This is a genomic window from Lysinibacillus sp. FJAT-14222 (assembly GCF_001278875.1).
GTDB lineage: Bacteria > Bacillota > Bacilli > Bacillales_A > Planococcaceae > Lysinibacillus > Lysinibacillus agricola.
The window spans coordinates 36,894-51,808 of the sequence record NZ_LIYL01000034.1 but is presented as its reverse complement, the minus strand read 5'-3'; the positions used below and the strand labels follow the sequence as shown (position 1 = coordinate 51,808).

The following is a 14,915-nucleotide window of genomic DNA, read 5'->3' as shown; positions in this document are numbered from 1 at the left end:
TTGTGAATCCGTATGAAAGGCAATGCACGACCAGGCGTGTTGATTAGGATTATTGACTGATAAAAGGCACGGAGCGAATGTTTTCTGTGCGAAAGCGAAGCGACAGCCACAACATGTTTTATCTGTGCGAAAGCGAAGCGACAGCCACAACCAAGCTGAGGAAGCAGCTCGGTGCTCGCCTACAGGAAATCGAGTAGCCCGTAGCGGAAATCAGCGTCTTCTAATTAACTAACCTGATGCACGACAAAAGGAGAGAATTTTATGGAATTTGTTGGCTGGATCTTAGTGATTGCCTGCTTTATCATTTCGTTTATTGGCTTGGTGTACCCAATCATTCCAGGTGTGCTTTTTTTACTCGGTGGTTTTTTAGTATATGGATTATTTTTCTCATTTACAGAGTTAAGCTGGTGGTTCTGGGCGAGTGAGATTATCTTTGTTGTCATTTTATTTGGTGCTGATACTGTAGCAAACGCCTTTGGTATTAAAAAATTCGGTGGCTCAAATGCTGGGATGTGGGGCAGTACCATTGGTTTATTAATTGGCCCGTTCGTCATTCCAGTTGCAGGTATATTAGCTGGACCATTTTTAGGAGCGGTGATTGCAGAGTTAATCGTAGAGCGCCGTACATTTGGAGAAGCTGTGAAAAGCGGTGTTGGCTCTCTCGTTGGATTTTTAGCATCAACATTTGCCAAAGCAGTGATTCAAATCGTCATGATTGTTGTGTTCTTTATAGCAATTTGATTTTCAGCAGTTCTTTATGCAAGCACAAAGCCGAATCCGGACGCAATTATGCCGAGGCATAATTGATAAAAGAGGAAGGGTAGTAATCATATTGGTTTTTCAGTCAAAAGGCTGAAATATTCATTTTGAAGTATTTTTCGTTGAATGGTTTGACCAATTTTGATAATCTAAGGATGTACTAATTATTTCTTTATTTTAGGGAGGAACTTAACAATGGCTTATGAATTACCACAATTAACTTACGCTTATGACGCATTAGAACCACATATCGATGCAAAAACAATGGAAATTCACCATTCTAAACACCACAATACTTATGTAACAAATTTAAACGCAGCAGTAGAAGGTACTGAATTTGCTGAAAAAGACATTAACGATCTTATCGCAAACATTGATGCTCTTCCAGCTGACAAACAAACTGCTGTACGTAACAACGGTGGCGGACATGCTAACCATTCATTATTCTGGGAACTAATCGCTCCAGGCGGTTCAAACACTCCAGTTGGCGAAGTTGCAAAAGCAATCGATGCTAAATTCGGTTCTTTCGATGCATTCAAAGAAGAATTTGCAAAAGCTGCTACAACTCGCTTCGGTTCAGGTTGGGCTTGGTTAATCGTTGATGGTGACTCAGTTGCTGTTACATCTACTCCAAACCAAGACTCACCAGTTATGGAAGGTAAAACTCCAATCCTAGGTTTAGACGTTTGGGAGCATGCTTACTACTTAAACTACCAAAACCGTCGTCCAGATTACATCGGTGCATTCTGGAACGTAGTAAACTGGGATGTAGTGGAAGCTAAATTCCAAGCTGCAAAATAATTATTGTTTAATAAAAGGCTATGTCAAAGGTGATGAATCACCGAGACATAGCCTTTTTTGCTGTCTTTTTAGGTTCTATTGGGTATCCATACTACTATTTAAGATGAAGGATGCCTCAACCAATCCAACATTTGTAGAAACTCTTTTTCGAACTATCGATAAAAAACAGAAACTTTTCACCTTAAAGTGCCGTCAAATAAATGATGTTTTCAATCATAAATTCACAAGTGCATGCTTTCCTGTCGTACCTTCGAATGGTATACTAAGTATCGTGTATTTAAATTGTAATTAGATGAGGAGGGGGATACATATGCGCAAAGCACCGGGAAAAAATCGCGCGGCGAGTGTTAAAGCAAAACATCACTCTAATTTAACATTTCGTATGAATGTCCTTTTCTTTGCTATATTTATCGTATTTTCGATGTTAATTTTTAGGCTTGGCTATATGCAAATCGTAAAAGGGGAAGATTATGTACGCGATTTAGAGCGTAAAGAGGAAGTACCTGTTAATACAAGTGTGCCAAGAGGACGAATGTATGATCGATACGGGCGTATTCTAGTGGATAACCAACCAGAAAATGCGATTACGTATACGAAAATGCAGACGACATCAACGGAGGAAATGCTGGAAATAGCTGAAAAGCTGGCACAATTGATTGAGCAGCCAACAAATCGTGTCACTTTACGTGATAAACAGGATTTTTGGATATTAAAAAATCATGACGCTGCCTATGCAAAGGTAACAAATGCAGAGGAAAAGAAAATTAGAGCACAAGAAAATATTACGACAAGTCAAATCAATTCCCAGATTGATAAGCTTGTACGTGAACGCATTACACACGAAGAAATAATGCAATTGACAGATGCTGATTTAGAAGTATTAGCAATCTATCGAGAGATGGCATCAGGCTACAATTTATCACCGCAAATTATTAAGAGTGAAAATGTGTCAGCCGACGAATTTGCACGTGTCTCTGAGCGTTTAACTGAATTAACTGGCGTCAACACAACAACTGACTGGAAGCGTGTGAAATTATCATCACTCTCTATTTTAGGACGTACAACCGTACCAACAAAAGGGATTCCAAAAGAAAAGCTGAATTATTATTTAGCTCGTGATTATTCACGAAATGACCGTGTAGGTGAAAGTTATATTGAAGCTCAATATGAAGAATTACTGCAAGGGCAAAAAACAGTTGTTAAAAATATTACCAATAAAAAAGGGCAGGTAGTTGATACCGTTACGACCTATGAAGGTGAGCCTGGTAAAGATTTAGTCTTAACACTAGATAGTGAGTTAACGGCCGAAACAGAAAAAATTGTCGAGGAAGAATTGCTTAAATTAAAAGCACTTCCTGGCTCGTACTTATTAGATCGTGCCTTTTTAGTAATGATGGACCCAAATACAGGTGATATTTTATCAATGGTTGGTAAGAAGATTGAAAAAGATCCTGAAACAGGGAAAACTGAAGTTGTCGATTATTCGTATGGGAACTTTACAACAGCTTATGAGGCTGGTTCTGCAATTAAGGCAGCAACGTTACTAACTGGTTACAATCTAGGAGCCATTACACCGAAAACTGTATTAGGAGATGAACCAATCCATTTACTGCAAACACCAGTAAAAAGATCAATTTTCAATAGTGGTGGCTATATGTCAATGGATGGTTTAAGTGCACTTGAACGTTCTTCAAACGTTTATATGTTTAAAACAGCTTTGCTTATTAATGAAACACCATATAGCTACATGATGCCATTGCGTTTAAATGACCAAACATTCCCGAAAATGCGAAATTCTTATGCGCAATTCGGGCTAGGTGTAAATACAGGGATCGATTTACCAAATGAATTTAGCGGTGTGGAAGGTCCTTCTGGTCCAACGATGGGTGGTAAAGTACTCGACTTAGCGATTGGACAATATGATACGTATACACCATTACAATTGGCACAATATATTTCGACTGTAGCAAATGGTGGTTATCGTATTCAGCCACATGTTGTAAAGGAAGTACGTGAACCAACAGAAGATGGACAACAGCTTGGTCAACTAGTCACAGAAATGGGACCGACGATTTTAAATCGGATTGATAATTCTGCAGATGAAATCGATTATGTAAAAAAAGGATTACGCCGTGTTTATACAGGTTCAAAAGGTACTGCTCAACAAGAATTTGCAAATGCTCCATATACAGCGGCAGGGAAAACAGGAACAGCTGAGGTAGTGTATTTCGGACCTTTAAAAGAGCATTATGGTACGGAAACACTTACTTTTACACATGTTGGTTTTGCTCCTTATGAAAATCCTGAAATTGCCTATGCTGTTGTCATTCCGTGGGCAACAACCACGCGTGCGCATTTGACAAATAATAACGTTATTGCTCGACGTGCTGTAGATAAATATTATGAATTAAAAGCAAAATATGAAGATGAAAAAGTGACTGATAGTGATGTGAAGCAACCAATTTTACCGGCTATTACTAAAGACAAAATTGGTGAAGATGAACAAGAATAAGAGAAACCGCTAGTGCATTTTGATGCCTAGCGGTTTTTTTATAGTTTCAGAGTATTACTCGTGGAAAGTCTTCAGATACCCGCGATTCGAGATAGAATACTCGCGCGAAAAAGACAAATACCCGCGATTCAGCCACCTTTACCCGCGAAACAAAAAACACGGTATGAAAAATCAATTTCATACCGTGTTTTATTTCTATTATACAGATAGTTGTTGAATAGCTAATTCAAATTGTTGCTTCGGTTTTTTTCCATAAAGCTCTATATTATTACAGAAATAAGACTCTACCATAAAATCGATGGCTTCCTGTAGAGTAAATTCTCGATGTTCCATAACAAGTGCTAAATACGTTTTAAAGTAATCGGCATTTTGTACTTTTGCATGCTTAATCACAAAGTCAAACTCCTCGTAGAATATTTCCTGACACAATTGCTTATTATAGCATCTTTCCAATAGGAAGCAAATTCTTGCAATTGTAAATGCCTCTTTACAATCGTTTACAAAGCATTACATACATTTACAACTCTTTTACGAACCGTTTATACGACTTCAACAATAAGTCATTATAGTAAAGATTGTAAGACAAATAACTATAAAAATGTTAATGACGGAGGCAAATGAAATGAAAAAGTGGAAGTACTTAACGATGACAGCGGTAATGGGTTCAGCTTTAATGCTAGGTGCATGTGGTAGCGACTCTGCGCAAAATGGTAACAATACAGAAACAAACGCACCATCGAGCTCAGGACAAGACGCTGCTGACGAAAAACTGCAAGGAGCTGTAGCTGGAGATGGTTCATCAACTGTTGCACCAATTATTGAAGCAGTTGTTGAAGAGTATGCAGGGACTCAACCGGATGTAAAAGTATCGGTAGGTGTTTCTGGTACTGGCGGTGGCTTTGAAAAATTCATCGCAGGTGAGACAGACTTTTCTAATGCATCTCGTCATATAAAAGATGAAGAGAAAGCAAAACTAGAGCAGGCAGGAATTGCTTTTACAGAGCTTCCTTTAGCATATGATGGCATATCAGTTGTCGTGAATCCTGAAAATGATTGGGCGAAGGATTTAACAGTTGAGCAATTAAAGAAAATTTGGGTTGAAGATGGTAAAGCTAAAAAATGGTCTGATATCGATCCATCTTGGCCAGATGAAAAAATCGTGTATTACTCACCAGGTACTGACTCAGGTACGTACGATTACTTTGATGAAGTTATTTTAGACGGTGCTGATCTAGCAAGCTCAGCAACATTATCAGAGGATGATAACATGCTAGTTCAAGGCGTTGCAGGTGATAAAAACGCAATCGGATTCTTTGGCTACGCTTACTACTTAGAAAATAAAGATAAATTAAGCATTGTGAATGTAGATGGCGTTGAGCCAACAAATAAAACAATTGAATCTGGTGAATACGCACCTCTTTCACGACCACTATTTGTATATGTGAAAAATAGTGCTATGAAAGATAATGAAGCTGCATATGATTTCATCAAATTTACACTTGAAAACGGGGGAGACATGGCAGATGCAGTTGGTTATGTCAGTCTACCTGAAGATGAATATAGTAAAGCTTTAAAAACTTTAGAAGGCTTAAAATAAGTAGACATGCATAGAGGGAAAGAGATGTATGCTCTTTCCCTCTCTTATTTGAAAGGAGCACCCAATGGTTTCTCAAAAAGAAAACAAGACATCATCTGTGCAACAATTAATTGCAAATTCGCGCAATCATAAAATGAAGAAAATAGTGGAAAAAGCAATGCCAGCTCTATTATTTTCTGCAGCACTTATCTCTATATTGACGACATTTGGCATTGTTTTCACCCTTATTTTTGAAACGTTTGAATTCTTTAAACGAGTTTCAATCACGGATTTCCTATTTGGTACACAGTGGCTACCGTTTTCGGGAAAGGAACCGTTATTTGGGATATTACCTTTAATCGCTGGAACATTGAAAGTTACACTTATTGCTGTTGTTGTAGCAGTACCATTCGGGATTGCTTCAGCAATATATTTAAGTGAATATGCAAGTGAAAAAACAAGACGTATTGTTAAGCCTATTTTAGAAGTGCTAGCAGGTGTACCAACAATCGTTTATGGCTTCTTTGCATTAACATTTGTAACGCCAATGTTACAGCAAATTATTCCAGGACTTAAACTTTTTAATGCACTTAGTCCAGGGATTGTTGTCGGGATTATGATTTTACCGATGATTACGTCACTTTCTGAGGATGCGATGTCATCTGTTCCAAATAGTATGCGTGAAGGAGCTTTAGCTCTTGGAGCAACAAAGTTTGAAGTAGCTATCAAAGTAGTACTACCAGCCGGATTATCAGGCATTATTGCTTCAATTGTTCTTGCCATTTCCCGGGCAATTGGTGAAACGATGATCGTATCACTTGCAGGCGGATCTACACCTAAATTTGATTTAGATGTGACAGACTCGATTCAAACGATGACTGCGTATATTGTACAAGTTGCAACAGGTGATGCTGGTTATGGGACGACAATTTATTATTCTATTTATTCAGTCGGATTCACATTATTTATCTTTACTTTAGTGATGAATTTACTCGCTCACTATATTTCGAAACGCTTCAGGGAGGTTTACTAGCATGCGCTATATTGATGACACGGTCGTTATGAAACGAATGACAAAGCGTATTATATTCAATAAAGTTTGGAAGTCATTATTCTTCTTAGCAACGACCTTTGCATTAGTAACACTAGCTATTTTGCTTTACCGTATTGTGACACAAGGTGCCGACTATTTAACAATCGATTTTTTAACAAATTTTGCTTCACGTTTTGCAGATAAAGCGGGCATTAAAGCAGCTTTAATAGGTTCACTTTGGCTGATGGTAGTTGTTGCTCCCGTGTCGATTATTTTAGGTGTTGGGACTGCGATTTATTTAGAGGAATATGCAAAGAAAAATAGACTAAACGACTTTATTCGTATGAATATCTCTAACTTAGCAGGTGTACCTTCCATTGTATTTGGTTTACTTGGGTTAACCATTTTTGTTCGAATGTTGGGACTAGGGAAGAGTGTTTTAGCAGCCGGTTTAACAATGAGTTTATTAATTTTACCAGTGATCATTGTTGCGGCGCAGGAGGCTATTCGTGCAGTACCGAATGAACAACGGGAAGCTTCTTATGGTATGGGTGCGACAAAATGGCAAACGATATTGCATGTTGTGCTACCAGCAGCCATTCCGGGAATTTTAACAGGAAGTATATTAGCGATGTCTCGTGCGATTGGTGAAACAGCACCACTTGTTGTTATTGGAATCCCTGTTATTTTACAATTTTTACCTAATGGTTTATTAAGTCAATTCACAGCTTTACCGATGCAAATTTACGATTGGGCAAAACGTCCGCAAGAGGCATTTCAATATGTAGCGGCAGCCGGTATTTTAGTACTTATGATAGTGCTTTTACTGATGAACTCTATTGCCATCTTTATTCGAAATAAATTCCAAAAACGTTATTAATGAGGTGACCTTATGGTACTAGGTGTTAAAGAGGAAAAATCTGTTGTCAAACCAATTCATACGGCTACAAAGCCTTCTGCTGATGTTGCCAAAAAAGTAGTATATGATACACGTAATTTAAATTTATGGTACGGCGATCATCATGGTTTAAAAGATATCAATTTAAGCATCTATGAAAATGAAGTAACAGCTATAATTGGCCCTTCAGGATGTGGGAAATCTACCTATTTAAAAACTTTAAATCGAATGGTAGAACTTGTACCAAGTGTTCGAACATCAGGGGAAATAGTATATCGTGAGCGCAATATTTTAGATAAAAACTATACTGTTGAGGAATTGCGCACTCGTGTTGGGATGGTATTCCAGAAGCCAAATCCATTCCCGAAGTCTATCTATGACAATATTGCTTATGGTCCACGTATCCATGGCATAAAAAATAAGAAAATTCTTGATGAGATAGTTGAAAAATCTTTACGTGGTGCGGCAATTTGGGATGAGGTAAAAGATCGCTTAAACCAAAATGCATATGGTTTATCAGGTGGTCAGCAACAACGAATCTGTATTGCGCGTTGTTTAGCGATTGAACCAGATGTTATTTTAATGGATGAGCCAACATCTGCACTTGATCCTATTTCTACATTAAAAGTAGAGGAGCTTGTACAAGAGCTGAAAAAAGATTATTCCATTATTATCGTGACACATAATATGCAACAAGCAGCGCGAATTTCCGATCGTACAGCATTTTTCCTAAGTGGCGAGGTCATTGAATACGATAAGACAGACGTTATCTTCCAAACACCGGCAGATCAACGTACTGAAGATTATATTTCAGGTCGTTTCGGCTAAGGAGGAGCAAAAGATGGTCGTACGTGAACGTTTTGAGCAGGAGTTAAAAGAAGTCCAAGCGCAATTTATCGAAATTGCCAATAGTAGTATCAACGCTCTTAAATTAGCATTTGAAGCATTATTAGAGCAGGATTTAGAGAAATCCTTAAAAATTCTTGAGGACGATCTAGTTATCAATCGACTTGAGGAAGAAATCAATGATCATGTTATTTTAATGATTGCTAAGCAACAGCCTGTAGCTACTGATTTACGTCGTCTCATGGTGCTTGTCAAAGCGGCATCGGATATGGAAAGAGTAGGAGACTATGCGGTTAATATTGCCAAAGAGACGATTCGTATTGGAAAAGAGCCACTTGTCTTTCCTACAACAAATTTGCAAACGATGTGTAACAAAACAGTAGAAATGTTGGAGAGTATTATAAAAGCCTTTACGGAGGAAGATACTGTTCGTGCCAAGGAAATTGCGGAACTAGATGATTATGTCGATGATTTATATGGAGCGACAATAACTTTATTGATGCGTGCAGGAGCAGAAAATCCAGCATATATTTCTCAAATCACACATTTAACATTTGTTTGTCGATATTTAGAGCGCTCAGCTGACCATGCAACAAATATTGCTGAACACTTATTTTACTTAGTCAAAGGCAAACATTATGAATTAAATAATTAGTAAACAAAGAGCCAATTATAGGCTCTTTTTTTCATGGTGTTGAATAACTATTTTGTCAATGAAATTAAGGTGTCATCTTAATCGTGTATAACTCCTCGGCAAAAACGAGGGGTTGATTTCCGTTTCGACTGAGCGCTTTGTTGCTGCCGCTTCGCTTTCGCACAGATAAAACATTGTTGCTGTCGCTTCGCTTTCGCACAGATAAAACATTGTTGCTGTCGCTTCGCTTTCGCACAGATAAAACATTGTTGCTGCTGCTTCGCTTTCGCACAGAAAACATCCGCTTCGCTCCAGGGTCATCTGTGACGCTAATCCCCAAGGAGTCGCCCAGTCGGAACGAAGATCAACTACTTCACTTAGTATGTATCTTTCTGGCATATCACTCTAACTTGTAGCGATAAAACACAACTTCAGCAATGTATCTGTGCGAAAGTGAGTCGCCTAGGCGGCAAATCATCCTCATTTAAAGCGCCACAATATTCACAAAGATTTCCTTGCCATTTTGTTATCCAACACTATGAGGAGAAGAGCGAATTATGATCGCCTCTTCTTTATTAAATACAAGTAGAGCTACAGGAATAAATAGAAGTGAGAACGCTTAATCCGAATAAACTGCTCAAGACATTATTAAGTAACAGCAACATTGTTAATCAAAATAGCGTCAAAATACGGCAAACGTTATTGTATTGTCAAAAAATTATTTTGGTTATACTATAGACATTATCCAAAAAAATGTGCTTAGGAGGTGCTGCTTCGTGAAAGACGCTGTAGAATCACTCATAGAGAAATTTAATCTGGAAATTACATCAGAACAACGTGACTTTTTACGTTTTTTATATGAAAACTTACATCTTGAGGAATTAAGTGACAAGGAACAACATTTTTTTATTGACTATTTTTACAAGAGTGAAACATTACGAAATATGGCAGCATTTGCACTCGAATTGGCAGATATCATGCATGAAATTCGTGAAAATATACCAGCTATTGAACAAGCAGAACGATTAGCTAATGGAAAAGAACAGCGCTTGTATTATGAGCAAAAGTCCCAGGAAGCTAGGCGTCAAAAGCTAAAGCATCAAACAACAAAAAAAGGAAATATCCTATATGTTCCGTTTGAAGAGTACAAAAAAGACTCGGGTCCACTTATTATCTGTCTTGAACAAACAACTGGTATGGTGGCATATTCTGAGCTTTGTAAAAGTATGATTTTATCGTTATTTATGAATGCACATCGGGAACGACGAGACTTATATATCGTCCCTTATGACTGTCAAATTCATGTACATTATCGATTTGAAAATGGTCATTTAAATTTATCCGATTTTAAGGATTTTATTGAATATAAGGCAAAGGGAGAAGCAGCAATTCTGCCTGTGTTACATTTTGTGAAGGGCTTACTCCAGGAAAATCAAGATTGTACAGAAGCAGATATTATTATTTTTACTGAAGGTACTCCTATTGATGGGCAGCATCTTGTTGGAAAGCAAGCGAAAACTATTCTAGAGGAAATGAAGCGTAAGTATTATGCTGAATTTTCAGTTGTCGCCATGCAGGAACATAATTTTAATGAGCAGCAATTTTGGTTTGCCAAAAAGGCTTTTTTTGCGGATGATGCTATTCAATAAAAAAAGGAGCTGATCGTTATTATTGTGGATCGGCTTCTTTTCTGTGAAATACATAGTAGTTAGAGGAGAATGACATGGATTCATTGAAATGGTTATTACCGAATATTACAGCACCGACGTGGATGGACGTTATTATTGCCATCTCTCTTTTTGTCGTTGGCTGGCTTTTTCAACATTTTGTTATAAAGAAAATTATTAATCGTATAGTTGTATTTTTGAGAAATCATCAGCGAGACTTTCAGGCAACAGTTCTTGCACAATTTAATAAAGCGATTCGCTATGCATTTATGTCTGCAGTGATTGTTCTCAGCTTGTCGATCCTATTACAAATCTTTTTGTTTACACATGTAGCAACTAAAAATTTTGTGTTGTCCATCATGGTGTTTTTTGCCTTTAAAGGAGTATACGATGTATTACATTTTTATACAAAACAGCCATTACCGTTGAATAATGAAGAGGAAACAAATGTCCTTTTACCTTTTTTTCTTCGTATAGGAAAAGTGCTTATCATGATATTGGCGATGTTTACAATCGCTTCATTCTGGGATTTTAACTTGAATGGCTTTTTAACGGGTATCGGTTTAACTGGTGTAGCTATTGCCTTTGGAATTCGAGATACATTGGCACATGTTTTTGGTGGAATGTCAGTTGCATTAGATAACCCATTTCAAATTGGTGATTGGATAGCGACAGAGGATCAAAAAATTGAAGGAACAATTGAGGATATTAATCTTCGAAGTACCTTAATTCAAACTGTTGATAAAGGACTTGTCTATGTCCCGAACTCCTATTTAGTAAATCGACCAATCTATAATTTATCGAAGCGAGAAAAACGAAAATGTGAGCAATTTTTGTTCGTAAATGCTGAAAATGAAGAAGAAAAATTACGCAGTGCTTTAAGTGCCATTCAAAAGGAAATTTATTTGCATGCCAAAACAGAAAAAGAAATGATTCATGTATTTATAGATGAATTTTATCCAACCTCTTATCGTATCCTTGTGCGTTTTTTTGTGGCGACAAATGATACGGCAGTGATGCTAAATGTACGACAGGATATTTTATTTGCTATTCGTCAAATATTTGAGGAGCTAAATATTGAGCTAGCTAATGCAGCTGAAGATGAATGGCTTCGTAGTAAAAAATAATTTGAATTGTTAGTTTTTTTGTTTTACAATGAAAACTAGTAATCAGCTTTGATGAAGAGTAGTAGCTATTATTATTTGTTGTAGAGAGCTAGTGGCTGGTGGAAACTAGTACAAATGAATGGTGAATGGACTTCGGAGCTCTAATCCTGAATAAAGTATGGATTAGCGTTTGCCTACGTTATAGGGCATAGAGTGGATCTTTTAACCTCTGTCAGCGGGTGTCATGTAATCGGAAAGGAGTTCTTTGTGCAAGTACAAAGCCGATTGTGGACGCAATTATGCCGGAGCATAATTTATTAAAAGATCAATGAAGGTGGCACCACGGCTTTTCCGTCCTTTTGTGATGGAAGGGCCTTTTTATATGTTTTGGCGAAATGAATAGTGTTTACACAGTTCAAAATCCGGACGCAATGTTTATATAAGCGAAAGGGAAGTGCTAATGAAATGACAGCGTCCATTACGCCAATGCATAATTGATAAATTTTGGTGTAGAAGAGCAGAGCGTAGAGAAGGAGAGAAAAGAGTATGACAGTTGAGCTTAGAAAGTTTGCCATGAAGGCATTGCAGGGTGATATGATGACGCCGATTTCCGTTTATCAATCACTTGAAGGGAAGCATAAAATGCTTTTCGAATCATCTGCCAAGCATGAGGAAAGTGGGCGTTACTCGTTTATCGCCGTTAACCCAGTTGCAGAACTGATTGGGGATAGAGATGGTTATTCTTTTACTAAAGGCGGAGAAATGGAAAAAGCGAGCGATAATGTATTAGCAAAATTAAAGCAAGTTATGCCTTTCCATGAAGCACAATACCCTTTTGCCTTTTTTGGAGGAGCCATTGGTTTCTTTGGCTACGAAACAGCATTTTATGCAGAAAAAATTGGTGAATATTTGCATGATGATTTAGAAATGCCAGATGTTCATGTCTTTTTCTATGATACATTTATTGTTTTTGATCATCTGAAGCAAGAACTTACATTAGCAGCGATTGATTTATTTGATGAAGGGCGTTCTCTTGAAGCGATGGAGTTGGCTATCTCTACAATGGAGGAGCAGCTTTATGCTGGAGCAACGTTTGACGTGATGACACTAGGAGAACTAAATTTCCAGCCAATAATTGCAAAAGAAAATTTTGTAGCAATGGTTGACCGCGCTAAACAGCATATTTGTAAGGGTGACATTTTCCAAATTGTCTTATCACAACGTTTCACTTCATCCTATACAGGTAATCCTTTTGCTTTATATCGTCAGTTGCGTACTTCTAATCCTTCACCATATATGTTTTATATGGATTTTGGAGACTATACCATTTTAGGAACATCTCCTGAAAGTCTCGTCAAGGTAAAGGATCGAAAGGTAACGACAAATCCTATCGCAGGAACGAAACCTAGAGGCAAAACAGAGGAGCAGGATAAAGCGATTGCTGAAGCGCTACTAAAAGATGAAAAAGAAATCGCTGAACATCGAATGTTAGTGGATTTAGGCCGAAATGATCTTGGGCGAATTGCAAAAGTCGGTTCTGTGAAGCTTGTGAAATATATGAATATTGATCGCTATAAATATGTTATGCATATTGTATCAGAGGTTATCGGCGAATTACGTGATGATGTACATGTTGTGGATGTTCTTCAAGCATGCTTGCCTGCTGGTACAGTATCAGGAGCACCGAAAATTCGTGCTATGCAGCTAATCAATGAGCTAGAGCCCGTAAAGCGTGGTGTCTACGCAGGTGCAGTAGGCTATATTTCCACGACAGGGGATATAGATTTAGCTCTAGCCATTCGTACAATGATCATTAAGGACCATCGTGCCCATGTTCAGGCAGGGGCTGGTATTGTGTACGATTCTGTGTCATTGTCTGAATACGAGGAAACACTCAATAAAGCTCGCGCGCTATTGGAGGTGAAACAATGATTTTATTGATCGATAATTATGATTCATTCACATATAATTTATTTCAACAAATAAGCATGCTTGAGAAAGACGTAAAAGTAGTGCGTAATGACGAAATGACAATAGAAGACATTAAGAAAATGCAACCAGAAGCCATTGTTTTATCGCCTGGCCCAGGTACGCCAACTGATGCAGGGATAACGGTGGATGTTGTTAAAGAACTTTATACGAAATTTCCGATTTTAGGCATTTGTCTTGGACACCAATCGATAGGTCAGGCTTTTGGGAGTAGCATCGTTCAAGCTAAAAATATTATGCATGGAAAATTATCTACGCTTCAATATGAAAAAACAGCCTTATTTGCTCAGTTAGACGGTAAAATCGAAGTAATGCGCTATCATTCCCTCGTCATTGAGCAAAGCACATTACATGAGGATTTCAATATTTTAGCAACCTCCACTGATGATGGTGAAATTATGGCGATTCAACATAAGGAGTACCCACTTTTTGGACTACAATTTCATCCAGAATCCATTGGTACGGAAAAGGGCAGTCTAATGATGCAAGCCTTTTTAGAACTAGTTTCGTAAACTAAACAAAATAGGCTGTCATCAAAAATCAGTTGTGCGATTTTTGGTGACAGCCATTTTTATACGGGATATTTTCAAAAATTTATTGCTTTTTCCCTGTAATCAAGTTAGCAATTTCCTCTAAGGACATCGAAGAATTGATTTCATAGGAGCCAATTTGTAAGCTTCGAGCGTATTTAGGGTTAGCAAGTAAAAGTTCCATTTCAACACTATTTTCGATGATGCCACCATCTTCAAGCTTTTGCGCCACTATATATGGTGTAATACCGCTGTAAATTTGGAGTGTCATAGTGGTAACATCGGCCGGGGCATCTACCGACTCATGATTGTCTTTAGCCTTTGTTTCAGATTCATCAGTCTTCTGAGTTTTTTCCTTTGGAGATTGCTTAGCTTGTTCTTTTAACAAAGTAATTTCTTTATTTGCCTGTTCAAGTTGTTTTTGCAGCTCCCCTGTATTTTCCGCACTTGAGGAAGCTTCAGTTGGTAGACCGATATTGAGATCAAAACGAGTTGCTAAAGCTAGCAAAGCACCGACAAGAAAAAGTGCAATGCCAAATGCACGGATAGCGGATTTATTCATGA

General features: G+C 37.8%; 15 protein-coding genes and 1 other annotated feature. Of the genes, 12 read left to right on the top strand and 3 right to left on the bottom strand.

Annotation, left to right across the window (positions count from 1 at the left end):
* The first annotated feature begins 261 nt into the window (after nt 1-261).
* From AN161_RS15065 to AN161_RS15055, 3 genes are all read left to right on the top strand, one after another.
* Nucleotides 262-741 (top strand): DUF456 domain-containing protein, encoded by a 480-nt coding sequence (locus tag AN161_RS15065; protein ID WP_053595163.1) that lies wholly within the window; start codon nt 262-264, stop codon nt 739-741.
* A gap of 213 nt (nt 742-954) precedes the next feature.
* Nucleotides 955-1,560: a superoxide dismutase gene (locus AN161_RS15060; protein ID WP_053595162.1), complete on the top strand. Its 606-nt coding sequence runs from the start codon at nt 955-957 to the stop codon at nt 1,558-1,560.
* 310 nt (nt 1,561-1,870) lie between these two features.
* Nucleotides 1,871-4,072, top strand: coding sequence for a penicillin-binding protein 2 (locus AN161_RS15055; RefSeq protein ID WP_053595161.1), 2,202 nt, complete (start codon nt 1,871-1,873; stop codon nt 4,070-4,072).
* A gap of 198 nt (nt 4,073-4,270) precedes the next feature.
* Here the strand turns inward: AN161_RS15055 and AN161_RS15050 are convergent, their stop codons facing one another.
* Nucleotides 4,271-4,465, bottom strand: a complete 195-nt coding sequence (locus tag AN161_RS15050) for a hypothetical protein (protein ID WP_241774574.1) — start codon at nt 4,463-4,465, stop codon at nt 4,271-4,273.
* Nucleotides 4,466-4,694: 229 nt separating this feature from the next.
* Here AN161_RS15050 and AN161_RS15045 point away from each other — a divergent pair, with 229 nt between their 5' ends.
* From AN161_RS15045 to phoU, 5 genes are all read left to right on the top strand, one after another.
* Complete coding sequence (locus AN161_RS15045; RefSeq protein ID WP_053595160.1) at nt 4,695-5,669, top strand: PstS family phosphate ABC transporter substrate-binding protein; 975 nt, start codon at nt 4,695-4,697, stop codon at nt 5,667-5,669.
* A gap of 64 nt (nt 5,670-5,733) precedes the next feature.
* A complete protein-coding gene (gene pstC / locus AN161_RS15040; RefSeq protein ID WP_053595159.1) occupies nt 5,734-6,681 on the top strand; it encodes a phosphate ABC transporter permease subunit PstC in 948 nt (315 codons plus the stop codon).
* 1 nt (nt 6,682) lies between these two features.
* On the top strand, nt 6,683-7,561 hold the full coding sequence (pstA, locus tag AN161_RS15035; RefSeq protein ID WP_053595158.1) for a phosphate ABC transporter permease PstA: 879 nt from the start codon (nt 6,683-6,685) through the stop codon (nt 7,559-7,561).
* A gap of 12 nt (nt 7,562-7,573) precedes the next feature.
* Nucleotides 7,574-8,407: a phosphate ABC transporter ATP-binding protein PstB gene (gene pstB / locus AN161_RS15030; RefSeq protein ID WP_053595157.1), complete on the top strand. Its 834-nt coding sequence runs from the start codon at nt 7,574-7,576 to the stop codon at nt 8,405-8,407.
* 13 nt (nt 8,408-8,420) lie between these two features.
* Nucleotides 8,421-9,080, top strand: a complete 660-nt coding sequence (gene phoU / locus AN161_RS15025; protein ID WP_053595156.1) for a phosphate signaling complex protein PhoU — start codon at nt 8,421-8,423, stop codon at nt 9,078-9,080.
* Nucleotides 9,081-9,152: 72 nt separating this feature from the next.
* Here phoU and AN161_RS28905 read toward each other — a convergent pair whose 3' ends face one another.
* Nucleotides 9,153-9,458 (bottom strand): hypothetical protein, encoded by a 306-nt coding sequence (locus AN161_RS28905; RefSeq protein WP_143114823.1) that lies wholly within the window; start codon nt 9,456-9,458, stop codon nt 9,153-9,155.
* 377 nt (nt 9,459-9,835) lie between these two features.
* On the opposite strand from AN161_RS28905, the gene AN161_RS15020 reads away from it, so the two are divergent.
* The 4 genes from AN161_RS15020 to AN161_RS15005 all read left to right on the top strand — a co-directional run bounded on the left by AN161_RS15020 (nt 9,836) and on the right by AN161_RS15005 (nt 14,333).
* Nucleotides 9,836-10,708, top strand: coding sequence for a hypothetical protein (locus tag AN161_RS15020; protein ID WP_053595155.1), 873 nt, complete (start codon nt 9,836-9,838; stop codon nt 10,706-10,708).
* 74 nt (nt 10,709-10,782) lie between these two features.
* Nucleotides 10,783-11,853, top strand: a complete 1,071-nt coding sequence (locus tag AN161_RS15015) for a mechanosensitive ion channel domain-containing protein (RefSeq protein WP_053595154.1) — start codon at nt 10,783-10,785, stop codon at nt 11,851-11,853.
* 39 nt (nt 11,854-11,892) lie between these two features.
* Nucleotides 11,893-12,194, top strand: a binding site (T-box leader).
* Between the two features lie 184 nt (nt 12,195-12,378).
* The gene (trpE, locus tag AN161_RS15010; protein ID WP_053595153.1) at nt 12,379-13,764 is read left to right on the top strand and encodes an anthranilate synthase component I; all 1,386 of its coding nucleotides are present in this window, start codon (nt 12,379-12,381) and stop codon (nt 13,762-13,764) included.
* On the top strand, nt 13,761-14,333 hold the full coding sequence (locus tag AN161_RS15005; RefSeq protein ID WP_053595152.1) for an aminodeoxychorismate/anthranilate synthase component II: 573 nt from the start codon (nt 13,761-13,763) through the stop codon (nt 14,331-14,333). The genes trpE and AN161_RS15005 overlap by 4 nt, the downstream gene beginning before the upstream one ends.
* 82 nt (nt 14,334-14,415) lie before the next feature.
* Here the strand turns inward: AN161_RS15005 and AN161_RS15000 are convergent, their stop codons facing one another.
* On the bottom strand, nt 14,416-14,913 hold the full coding sequence (locus tag AN161_RS15000; RefSeq protein WP_053595151.1) for a hypothetical protein: 498 nt from the start codon (nt 14,911-14,913) through the stop codon (nt 14,416-14,418).
* Between the last annotated feature and the right edge of the window lie 2 nt (nt 14,914-14,915).

Coding starts and splice junctions, on each gene's coding strand:
- AN161_RS28905 (WP_143114823.1), bottom strand. CDS start 9,458: ATGCCAGAAAGATACATACTAAGTGAAGTAGTTGATCTTCGTTCCGAC.
- pstA (WP_053595158.1), top strand. CDS start 6,683: ATGCGCTATATTGATGACACGGTCGTTATGAAACGAATGACAAAGCGT.
- AN161_RS15065 (WP_053595163.1), top strand. CDS start 262: ATGGAATTTGTTGGCTGGATCTTAGTGATTGCCTGCTTTATCATTTCG.
- trpE (WP_053595153.1), top strand. CDS start 12,379: ATGACAGTTGAGCTTAGAAAGTTTGCCATGAAGGCATTGCAGGGTGAT.
- pstC (WP_053595159.1), top strand. CDS start 5,734: ATGGTTTCTCAAAAAGAAAACAAGACATCATCTGTGCAACAATTAATT.
- AN161_RS15060 (WP_053595162.1), top strand. CDS start 955: ATGGCTTATGAATTACCACAATTAACTTACGCTTATGACGCATTAGAA.
- phoU (WP_053595156.1), top strand. CDS start 8,421: ATGGTCGTACGTGAACGTTTTGAGCAGGAGTTAAAAGAAGTCCAAGCG.
- AN161_RS15005 (WP_053595152.1), top strand. CDS start 13,761: ATGATTTTATTGATCGATAATTATGATTCATTCACATATAATTTATTT.
- AN161_RS15045 (WP_053595160.1), top strand. CDS start 4,695: ATGAAAAAGTGGAAGTACTTAACGATGACAGCGGTAATGGGTTCAGCT.
- AN161_RS15015 (WP_053595154.1), top strand. CDS start 10,783: ATGGATTCATTGAAATGGTTATTACCGAATATTACAGCACCGACGTGG.
- pstB (WP_053595157.1), top strand. CDS start 7,574: ATGGTACTAGGTGTTAAAGAGGAAAAATCTGTTGTCAAACCAATTCAT.
- AN161_RS15000 (WP_053595151.1), bottom strand. CDS start 14,913: ATGAATAAATCCGCTATCCGTGCATTTGGCATTGCACTTTTTCTTGTC.
- AN161_RS15055 (WP_053595161.1), top strand. CDS start 1,871: ATGCGCAAAGCACCGGGAAAAAATCGCGCGGCGAGTGTTAAAGCAAAA.